The following is a 10,344-nucleotide window of genomic DNA, read 5'->3' as shown; positions in this document are numbered from 1 at the left end:
TGCCGTGGTCAACGTGACCGATGGTGCCCACGTTCACGTGGGGCTTGGTACGTTCAAACTTACCTTTTGCCATGAGAAATTCTCCAAAATAAAGAGCAAAACCTGTGTTGGGTTTAACGTCTACACCCGATTGCTTGGTCGCTTCGCACAGGAAACAAAGCGGCACCGGATCGTAGACAAACTATTAAAAAGATAGCTGCTTGCGCCCGATCAACGAGCGCAAGCGCTACTTTCATTAGGCCTTGGCGCGTGCTGCAACAATGGCTTCTGCCACGTTGCGAGGAGCTTCAGCGTAGTGCTTGAACTCCATCGTGTACGTAGCGCGACCTTGCGTTTGCGAACGCAGCGAGGTGGCGTAGCCGAACATTTCGGACAGTGGCACTTCTGCCTTGATGGCCTTGCCGCCACCAACCATGTCTTCCATGCCCTGCACCATACCGCGGCGGGACGACAGGTCGCCCATCACGGTACCGGCGTAGTCTTCAGGCGTTTCCACTTCCACGGCCATCATTGGCTCGAGGATGACGGGGTTGGCCTTGCGGGCACCTTCCTTGAAACCGAAGATGGCAGCCATCTTGAACGCCATTTCGTTCGAGTCCACATCGTGGTACGAACCGAAGGTCAGGGTCACTTTGACATCCACCACAGGGTAGCCAGCCAGCACGCCGGAGGTCAGCGCTTCGATCACGCCCTTTTCCACCGCAGGGATGTATTCGCGAGGAACCACACCGCCCTTGATTTCGTCGACGAACTCGAAGCCCTTGCCGGCTTCCTGGGGTTCCAGAGTCAGAACCACGTGACCGTACTGGCCCTTACCGCCGGACTGGCGAACGAACTTGCCGTCCACGTCCTTGACCGTGCTGCGGATGGTTTCGCGGTAGGCAACCTGGGGCTTGCCCACGTTGGCTTCCACACCGAATTCACGCTTCATGCGGTCAACGATGATTTCCAGGTGCAGCTCGCCCATACCGGCGATGATGGTCTGACCGGATTCTTCGTCGGAACGCACGCGGAAGGAAGGATCTTCTGCAGCCAGACGCGACAGAGCGATACCCATCTTTTCCTGGTCGGCCTTCGACTTGGGCTCCACAGCCTGTGCAATCACGGGCTCTGGGAACACCATGCGTTCCAGCACGATAGGCGCAGCCACGTCGCACAGGGTTTCACCGGTGGTCACGTCCTTCAGGCCCACGCAAGCGGCGATGTCACCGGCGCGGATTTCGTCCACTTCGATACGGTCGTTCGCCATCATCTGCACGATACGGCCGATACGCTCTTTCTTGCCCTTGACCGAGTTGTACACGGTGTCGCCCTTGGACAGAACGCCGGAGTACACACGCACGAAGGTCAACTGGCCCACGAACGGGTCGGTCATCAGCTTGAACGCCAGAGCGGAGAACTTCTCGCCGTCGTCCGCCTTGCGGGTCAGCTTCTTTTCTTCGTCTTCTGGGTCGGTACCGGCAACGTCAGGGATGTCCACTGGCGAAGGCAGGTAGTCGATCACGGCGTCCAGCATGCGCTGCACACCCTTGTTCTTGAACGCGGTGCCGCACAGCATAGGCTGGATTTCGGTCGACAGCGTGCGGGCACGGATACCGGCCTTCACTTCTTCTTCCGACAGGGTACCTTCTTCCAGGTACTTGTTCATCAGGTCTTCCGACGCTTCGGCAGCCGACTCCACCAGGTTTTCACGCCACTTGTTGGCGGTTTCCACCAGATCGGCAGGAATGTCCTGGTATTCGAACTTCATACCCTGGGAAGCTTCGTCCCAGATGATGGCCTTCATCTTGACCAGATCAACCACGCCCTTGAAGTTTTCTTCAGCGCCGATTGGGATCACCACAGGCACAGGGTTGGCCTTCAGGCGCAGCTTCATCTGGTCATAGACCTTGTAGAAGTTGGCACCGGTACGGTCCATCTTGTTCACAAAGGCCAGACGAGGCACCTTGTACTTGTTGGCCTGACGCCACACGGTTTCAGACTGTGGCTGCACGCCGCCCACAGCGCAGTACACCATGCAAGCACCGTCCAGCACGCGCATGGAACGCTCCACTTCAATCGTGAAGTCCACGTGGCCGGGGGTGTCGATGATGTTGAAGCGGTGCTCTGGGTAAGACATGTCCATACCCTTCCAGAAGCAGGTCACTGCAGCGGAAGTGATGGTGATACCGCGCTCTTGCTCCTGCTCCATCCAGTCGGTGGTAGCAGCGCCGTCGTGCACTTCACCCAGCTTGTGGGTCACGCCGGTGTAAAACAGGATACGTTCGGTCGTGGTGGTTTTACCTGCGTCGATGTGCGCAGAAATACCGATATTGCGGTAGCGCTCGATGGGGGTCTTGCGAGCCATGATTGATCCTTTGTTGATCAGTGAGGAGGAGGTGATGCAAACTGGCGAGTAGCACAGACATCAACCACGATATGAGGGCAGTCTGAATCCAAGCAAGGCCGCAAGCAAAAATCTGTTGCTGGCGGCCTTTGGGGATCGAGAGAGATCGCTCAGATTAGAAGCGGAAGTGGCTGAATGCCTTGTTCGCTTCGGCCATGCGGTGCACTTCGTCACGGCGCTTCATCGCGCCGCCACGGCCTTCGGTGGCTTCCAGCAGCTCGTTGGCCAGGCGTTGAGCCATCGACTTTTCACCGCGCTTGCGAGCAGCTTCCTTGATCCAGCGCATGGACAGAGCCAGACGACGGACAGGACGCACTTCAACTGGCACCTGGTAGTTGGCACCGCCAACACGGCGGGACTTCACTTCGACCATGGGCTTGACGTTGTTGATGGCAACAACGAAAGCTTCCAGAGGGTCCTTGCCAGGATGCTTCTTCTCGATCAGGTCCAGAGCGCCGTAAATGATGCGCTCAGCAACTGCCTTCTTGCCGCCTTCCATGATCACGTTCATGAATTTGGACAGCTCTACATTGCCGAACTTTGGATCCGGCAGAATTTCACGTTTGGGGACTTCGCGACGACGTGGCATTTCTTCACCTCTATCTTTGCTTCAGTTGGCATCTTTTCAGACACCGCGAGAGCCAATAAATGGACTCCCACTTACTCGACCCGGGCAAAACACTTGCCTTTGGGGTCACTACGTTTGCACAGCCTGCCTGGCTGACAAACACCGGGAATGTCTTGAAAAAGCGATTAAGCCTTCTTAGGACGCTTTGCACCGTACTTCGAACGGGCTTGCTTACGGTCCTTGACGCCTTGCAGGTCAAGCGAACCGCGGACGATGTGGTAACGCACACCTGGCAAGTCCTTCACACGGCCACCGCGCACCAGCACAACGCTGTGCTCTTGCAGGTTGTGGCCTTCACCGCCGATGTACGAAATGACTTCGAAACCGTTGGTCAGGCGCACCTTGGCGACCTTACGCAGAGCGGAGTTAGGCTTCTTAGGCGTCGTGGTGTACACACGGGTGCACACGCCACGGCGCTGTGGGCAGTTTTCCATAGCAGGGCTCTTGGATTTAACAACTTCTACCGTGCGGCCCTGACGCACGAGTTGGTTAATGGTTGGCATTAATTAAACGTCCCTAAACGTGAATTTGCTTTGAAAAGCGAAAACGTGAATCCCTTCGGAAATTCCGAAAAGCCCTCTAATGTACCACCGAAGGCAAAAATCGGCAAATGTTTACGGGGGAACCCGTAGTGTGCCCGCTGCACAAGACAGGTTTTTACGCAATGGCACGCGCCAGCCAAGCACTTTCGGCTCCTGTTTTGGGAGCATCCCAAACGACAAAAGCGTGCCAGGGCACGCTTTTCTTTCGATTTCCAGGCGCTTTGGCGCCCAGAGCCGCTTACTTGATCCAGAGGCGGATCGCATCCCAGGCACGACCAAAGATGCCGGCCTCGCCCACATCCTCCAGTGCCACCAGCGGCACTTCCGCCACTTGCTGGCCGCCAGCCATCACCTTCAGGCTGCCGAGCTTCTGGCCCTTGGTGAAAGGTGCGATCAGCGGCTCCTGGCTGACCACCTGGGTTTCCAGCTTGCCTCCGGTGCCAGCGGGCACGTTGACGATGATCGGCGTGGCGCTGCCCATCTTGACGGTGTCCTGCGCACCCTTCCAGGCCTTGGGCGTTGCCACCGGCTGGCCACCATCAAACAGCTTGACGGTGTCGAAGGCGGTATAGCCCCAGTTCAAGAGCTTCTGGCTTTCGTTGGCGCGGTCCTTGTCGCTGGCAGCGCCCAGCAGAATCGAGATCAGGCGGCGGTCGCCTGCATTGGGTACCTGGCGCTTGGCCGTGGATACCAGGCAGTAGCCCGCGGCATTGGTGTGTCCGGTTTTCAGGCCATCCACCGTGGGATCGCGGAACAACAAAGTATTACGATTGGTGCCGTTGGATTTGGGGGTGCCGGGGTAGTACCACTGCTTGGTCGAGTAGTAGTGCATGTATTCCGGGAAGTCCTTCATCAGGCGATTGGCCAGGATGCTCAGGTCCTTGGCGGTCGTCGTATGGCCGGGCTCGGTCAGGCCTTCCGGGTTCTTGTAGGCCGTGTTCGTCATGCCCAGGGCCTTGGCCTGCTCGTTCATCAGGCGCACAAAGTTCTCGGCAGTACCGCCCACACCTTCGGCCAGCGCCATGGTGGCGTCATTGCCCGACTGCACGATCATGCCGTGCAGCAGGTCGTCCACCTTCACCTGCATCTTGGGATCGATGAACATGCGCGAGCCCGGCATCTTCCAGGCCCGCTCGCTCACCGGCAGGGTCTGCTCCAGGCTGATTTTCTTGGCGCGCAACGCGTCAAACACCACATAGCCGGTCATCAGCTTGGTGAGCGATGCCTGCTCCACCGGCGCATCGATGTCCTTGGCAGCCAGCACCTGGCCGGTGGTTGCATCGAACAACAGGTAATTGCGTGCGGCGATTTCGGGAGGTACAGGTGCCGCCAGTTGAGCCAGGGCCAGCGTGGGGGCCAGCAAGGCCGCAGCAGCCCAGGTGCGCAGGGTGGGCATCAAAGAAGATTTCATGTCGTCCAACTTTACAACTTGCCTGCCAGAGCCCTTGTAGCGGGCGGCAGGCCATCAAAACCAATAGCAATACTACACCACGGTCAAGCCGCAGCAGCGCTCAGGTGGCGCATGACCAGTCCTTTGAGCAGCGGCAATTGTCCGTGGAAGAAGTGAGCACCTCCTGGCACAACCGTAACCGGAAGTATCTGCGGCCGCGCCCAATCCATCACCGAAGACAGCGGCACGGTGTCGTCCACCTCCCCATGGATGACCAGGGTGCGCTCGTGCGCCTCGGGCGGTACCGCGGCCACGGTGAAACGCGACGCGGCCGTACCCACAAACACCACTTTCTCGATCTGGCGCCGGGGCCAAAGTTCCGCCAGCGCGTGGCTCATCACGAACGAGCCAAACGAAAAGCCCGCCAGCGCCAGCGCCCCGTGCGGTGCCAATTGCTCCACCACCGCCAGAAAATCCTCGCGCTCGCCCCGGCCCTCGTCGTAAGTGCCGGCCGACTGGCCTACGCCGCGAAAATTGAAGCGCAGTGCATTCCAGCCACTGCCGACAAAGGCGCGCGCCAGGGTCTGCACCACCTTGTTGTCCATGGTGCCTGCGAATAACGGGTGCGGATGGCCGATGACGACAGTGCCGCGCACCGCGCCGTCGGGGGCAGCGGCCGCGTCGCGGGCCACCTCCAGGATTCCGGCCGGGCCGTGGATGGTGAATCGTTCTGTCTGCGCATTCATGACGCTATCAACTCCATAGCTACCGATGCTTATCAAATAAGCACCAGAGGCAATTTATTTAAAGAATCAACGCCCTACATCGGGCGGCGTCACGAGGCGCTCGACCACCTGGCCGTTTTTCAGGTGCGACTCGATGATTTCATCGATATCGTCGGTGTCGATATAGGTGTACCAGACCCCTTCGGGGTACACAGCCATGATGGGGCCGCCTGCGCAGCGGTCCATGCAGCCTGCCTTGTTGACGCGCACCTTGCCAGGGCCGTTCAGGCCCTCGGCCTTGACGCGTGCCTTGCAGTGGTCAAACATGGCCTGGGCGCCGTGGTGGGCGCAACTGTCTTCGCCATTGGCACGGTCGTTCAGGCAGAAGAACACATGGTGTTGGTAATACTGGCCGTTGTTGCCGGGGTTCTGCTCACTCATGGCTCGCTCTCGTCAAATGCAATGGCGCTATTGTGGCAGCTTGGCAGGCCGCCAGCACCCATGACGGCAGCGCGGTTGCGCTTCACTGCCCGGCGCTTTGCCTGCGGCGGCGCGCCACCACATCGCGCGGCACACGCCCCAAAAGCAGCAGCACATACACGATCACCGCAAACGGCCACAGCCAGCCCAGCCACTGGCCCAGCCCGAAAAAGCGGATGAACCGGCCCTGCTCCCACGATTGCAGCGCCGTGGCGTAGTACGGGCTGGGCGGCGCCTGGTTGAGCAGGTTCACATCGATCATGACGCCCATCAACAGCAGCAGCACGCAATAGCGCCGCGGCAGGCCGACCTGCAGCAGCGCCAGCGCCAGTGCCAGCGCAATGCCCAGACGCGCGGTATGGTCCAGCCAGTCCCAGGCGAATGCCGGACCGTAGCTGAGCGCCGACGACAGCGCTGAAACCGCAATCCCCACCACCACAATGAGCCCCACCATCACCATGCGGCGCGTGAGGTGCGTCATCACGCTGAACGCCAGCCAGCACGGTATCAGCAGCCCCAGCATCACCACCACCAGCTGGCCGATGGGCGACAAGGGCTCGTTGGCCTGCATGAAGTTCGGCATCCATTCTTCAAACGCGGTATTCACCAGAATATCGACCAGCCAGCTCTCCAGCCGATCGAACACCTGGCCCAGGCCAAAGGGCTGCGACGGCGGAAAGAGCAGCGCCAGCGGCCACAGCAGCAGCAGCACGATGGCGCCGCGCGAATCGGGCATGAACCAGCGGTCGCGCACATCGCTCCAGCGCCGCAAAATACCCACCCATACAAACAGCGGCACCAGCAATGCCCCCGCCAGCGTGCCCATGCTGTTGAGCAGCCAGTCCATGTTGCTCGACACCCGCTGGGGCAGAAAGATCTGCAGAAACTCCATGGCGAGCGAGAGCGTGCCGCCCAACAGCAGCGCCCACAGCCAGCCCGATCTGCGCCAGCCATGGCGCCAGAACCCCAGGCTGAGCAAAAAGCCCAGCGGCGCATAGCCCGCCACGTTGACGAGCACGTCAAACCAGGTCCAGTACGGTGGTGGAATCCGCGCCAGCAAAAACTCCGCAGGCGAAATGCCCTGCGTGCGCCAGCCCTCAAACGGAAACAGGCTGGCAAAGACGATCAGCACCGCATACACCAGCACCAGCGGCCAGGCAATGGTTCGGTGGTTGTCTGCGGGTTGCTGCGCAGCAGGCTGGTCTTGCATTTCAGAAATGACGCATGTCAAAAATCAAAAGGGCTTGACCACCACCAGGATGACGGCGGCAATCAGCAGCAGCACCGGTACCTCGTTGAACCAGCGGTACCAGACATGCGAATGCCTGTCCGTGCCATTGGCAATCTTGCGCAGCAGCACCGCGCAGGCGTGGTGGTAGCCGATGATGAGCGCCACGATCAGCAGCTTGGCATGCAGCCAGCCCCCCGCACCGCGCCACCAGCCCAGCCACAGCCACAGGCCAAAGCCCAGCGCCAGCACGGCAATCATCGTCATGAAGCGCAGCAGCTTGCGCGCCATCAGCAGCAGGCGCTCACGTTCGGCCTGCGAATCGGCCGGAACCATGGCCAGATTGACAAAAATGCGCGGCAGGTAGAACAGGCCGGCAAACCAGCTGGCCACGAACACGATATGAAAGGCTTTGATCCACAGCATCCCCCAAGTGTAGTAGCTGGCGCCATGAGAGTTATCGAAGAAGAATGCGCCATCAATCTTGATGCATATCAAATTGCAGTTGCCAACGCAGTTTTGGCAGCGCGCGACAGCCGCCCCGGGCAATCTGGCGCACAATCGGCGCATGCATCTGTCCAGTCCTACACCTTTTCCACACAACCGTCCGCGCCGCCTGCGCCGTGATGCGTTCACCCGCAACCTGGTGCGTGAGAATGTGCTCACGCCGCATGATTTCATCTACCCGGTGTTCGTGCATGAAGGACAGGGCAAGCGCGAAGCCGTCAGCTCCATGCCCGGCGTAGATCGCCTCAGCCTGGACCTGCTGCTGCCCGTGGCCGAGGAATGCGTGAAGCTGGGCATTCCGGTGCTGGCGCTGTTCCCGCAAATCGACGCGGCACTCAAGACCCCCGACGGCAAGGAAGCGCTGAACCCCGATGGCCTGATTCCGCGCGTGGTGCGCACGCTGAAGAAGGAGTTCCCCGATCTGGGCGTGATGACCGACGTGGCGCTCGACCCTTACACCAGCCACGGCCAGGATGGCGTGCTGGACGAGACCGGCTACATCCTGAACGACGAGACGGTGGAAATCCTGATCGGCCAGGCACTCAACCACGCCGAAGCCGGTGTCGACATCGTCGCGCCCAGCGACATGATGGATGGCCGCATCGGCGCGATCCGCGAGGCTTTCGAGGCACAGGGCCACATCTACACCCGCATCATGGCCTACAGCGCCAAGTACGCCAGCGCCTTCTACGGCCCCTTCCGCGATGCCGTGGGCACCCGCGGCGCCCTGGGCAAGGCCGACAAGAACGTCTACCAGATGGACCCCGGCAACACCGACGAAGCCCTGCGCGAGGTGGCGCTGGACCTGGCCGAAGGCGCGGACATGGTGATGGTCAAGCCCGGCATGCCGTACCTGGATGTGGTGCGCCGCGTCAAGGACGAGTTCAAGGTGCCGACCTTTGCCTACCAGGTATCGGGCGAGTACGCCATGCTCAAGGCTGCAGCCCAAAACGGCTGGCTCGACCACGACAAGGTGATGATGGAGTCCCTGCTGGCCTTCAAGCGCGCGGGAGCCGATGGCATCCTCACCTATTTCTCGCTGGACGCTGCACGCCTGCTCAAGGCATAAAAACAATAGCACTCCGCACAAACAGGGCCTGCGCAGCTTGCACAGGCCCTTTTTTTTTGCCATGCTGGCGGGCGAAGTCTATCCAGGAATTGATGGTGAGTAACCCCAGCAGCATCCGCATCTTCCATATCGCAGGCAACGAAGCGACCGAGCTGGCCGCCGTGCCCTACCAGTTGCCCGACAAGGGCTTTCTGTGGCTGGCCTGCACGCGCAGCTATTTCAGCGAACAGCTGGGCAGCCTGCAGCTCGCACTGCAAAAGCTCTCGGGCGCGCCGCTGGTGGACCTGCATGTGTCCGACCTGCTCAACCCCCAGTTGCCGTCGCACTATGACTACACATCGCAGTACGACCTGCTGGTGATCCGCCGCCTGGCATCCACACCCTCCAAGACCGGCTCTGCCGCCCTGGCCGCCGCGCGCCGCACCGCAGCGGCCAAGCCCACGGATGACGCGCCCCACATCAGCACCACGCCGGTCGGCTTTGCCGCCTGGGAACGGGTGCTGCTGTCGGTGCACCCGGAAGATTGCACCGTGCGCGATGCCTATGCCCGGCGCCTCCTGCAGTTTGCGCGGACGGACGCGAGCGGCAGCGCGTCTGCCGAGCCCGATCCGCTCTCCAACGCCACGCAGGAGCGGCTCGCGCGCGAAGACAAGGCCTACCGCGCGCCGGCGGCCGCGCCCACTGCGGGTACAGGCGGAGTGCAGCCGGTTCGCCTGCCCACATCGCCCGCCGACCTGATGATGCGCACCGTCAACATCATCGTGGACAACTACCTGGACCTGCGCCGCGAGCTGTCGCGCCATCTGGACCAGTGGCAAAGCGCGCTGCTGGCCCCGCGAAAGCGCATTGCCAACTGGCAGGCCCTGCTTGAGGCACGCCTGACCCTGCACCAGCTCGACGAGATCTGCGAAGACCAGCGCGCCGCCGTCCAAGACTGGGTGGATGCCGTCGAAACCTGGCCCCTGCCCGAATCGGCAGGCGCGCAGCGCGAGCTGGAAGCGCTCAAGGTTCGCAGCCGCGACGTGCTGGAACACATCGAGCGCGTGGTGCACCATGTGCGCCGGCTCGAGCAAAGCACCGAAACCGCCGTGCAGATGCATTTCAGCGTGCAGAGCAACCGCGCCAACGACATCATGCGCACGCTCACCACCATCACCGCCATCTTCCTGCCGCTGAACCTGATCGCCGCCATCTTCGGCATGAATTTCGAGTTCATTCCGCTGATCCACAAGGAAGACGGCTTCTGGTGGGCCATGGGCGTGATGGCGCTGATCACGGTGACGCTGATTGGCTTTTTCTCGTACAAGCGCTACCTGACGCGCACAGGGAAATAAACCCAGGCTCATCAAAGAGAAAGCGGCTGGCGGGCCAGCTGCTCTCCTTCGGGGG

10 protein-coding genes and 1 pseudogene are annotated in these 10,344 nt (G+C 60.9%); 2 read left to right on the top strand and 9 right to left on the bottom strand.

The window, feature by feature from the left end; genetic code table 11:
• The 9 genes and pseudogenes from ACH2DG_RS18895 to ACH2DG_RS18855 form a co-directional block, all read right to left on the bottom strand.
• A pseudogene (locus ACH2DG_RS18895) lies at nt 1-73 on the bottom strand (elongation factor Tu); the annotation flags it as partial.
• Nucleotides 74-235: 162 nt separating this feature from the next.
• On the bottom strand, nt 236-2,347 hold the full coding sequence (gene fusA, locus ACH2DG_RS18890) for an elongation factor G (protein ID WP_395028003.1): 2,112 nt from the start codon (nt 2,345-2,347) through the stop codon (nt 236-238).
• A 154-nt stretch (nt 2,348-2,501) separates the two neighbouring features.
• On the bottom strand, nt 2,502-2,975 hold the full coding sequence (gene rpsG, locus ACH2DG_RS18885; RefSeq protein ID WP_184704770.1) for a 30S ribosomal protein S7: 474 nt from the start codon (nt 2,973-2,975) through the stop codon (nt 2,502-2,504).
• A 164-nt stretch (nt 2,976-3,139) separates the two neighbouring features.
• Nucleotides 3,140-3,517, bottom strand: coding sequence for a 30S ribosomal protein S12 (rpsL, locus tag ACH2DG_RS18880; protein WP_013517317.1), 378 nt, complete (start codon nt 3,515-3,517; stop codon nt 3,140-3,142).
• 277 nt (nt 3,518-3,794) lie between these two features.
• Entirely contained in the window at nt 3,795-4,967 is a 1,173-nt protein-coding gene (locus ACH2DG_RS18875; protein ID WP_224151093.1) for a D-alanyl-D-alanine carboxypeptidase family protein, read from the bottom strand.
• A gap of 83 nt (nt 4,968-5,050) precedes the next feature.
• Complete coding sequence (locus ACH2DG_RS18870; protein ID WP_395028002.1) at nt 5,051-5,692, bottom strand: alpha/beta hydrolase; 642 nt, start codon at nt 5,690-5,692, stop codon at nt 5,051-5,053.
• Nucleotides 5,693-5,758: 66 nt separating this feature from the next.
• Nucleotides 5,759-6,112 (bottom strand): (2Fe-2S) ferredoxin domain-containing protein, encoded by a 354-nt coding sequence (locus ACH2DG_RS18865; protein ID WP_395028001.1) that lies wholly within the window; start codon nt 6,110-6,112, stop codon nt 5,759-5,761.
• Between the two features lie 82 nt (nt 6,113-6,194).
• Entirely contained in the window at nt 6,195-7,361 is a 1,167-nt protein-coding gene (locus ACH2DG_RS18860; protein ID WP_395028000.1) for a VanZ family protein, read from the bottom strand.
• 24 nt (nt 7,362-7,385) lie between these two features.
• On the bottom strand, nt 7,386-7,805 hold the full coding sequence (locus ACH2DG_RS18855) for a CopD family protein (RefSeq protein ID WP_224151089.1): 420 nt from the start codon (nt 7,803-7,805) through the stop codon (nt 7,386-7,388).
• A 142-nt stretch (nt 7,806-7,947) separates the two neighbouring features.
• Between ACH2DG_RS18855 and hemB the strand changes: the two genes are divergently transcribed.
• Nucleotides 7,948-8,955: a porphobilinogen synthase gene (gene hemB, locus ACH2DG_RS18850; RefSeq protein ID WP_395027999.1), complete on the top strand. Its 1,008-nt coding sequence runs from the start codon at nt 7,948-7,950 to the stop codon at nt 8,953-8,955.
• Between the two features lie 92 nt (nt 8,956-9,047).
• Nucleotides 9,048-10,289 (top strand): magnesium transporter CorA family protein, encoded by a 1,242-nt coding sequence (locus ACH2DG_RS18845; protein WP_395027998.1) that lies wholly within the window; start codon nt 9,048-9,050, stop codon nt 10,287-10,289.
• Nucleotides 10,290-10,344 lie beyond the last annotated feature (55 nt).

This window comes from Comamonas odontotermitis, assembly GCF_040396735.1.
Classification (GTDB): Bacteria; Pseudomonadota; Gammaproteobacteria; order Burkholderiales; family Burkholderiaceae_C; genus Comamonas; species Comamonas odontotermitis_C.
Note: the sequence above shows the minus strand (reverse complement) of the source record. Positions and strands in the feature narration are given on the sequence as shown.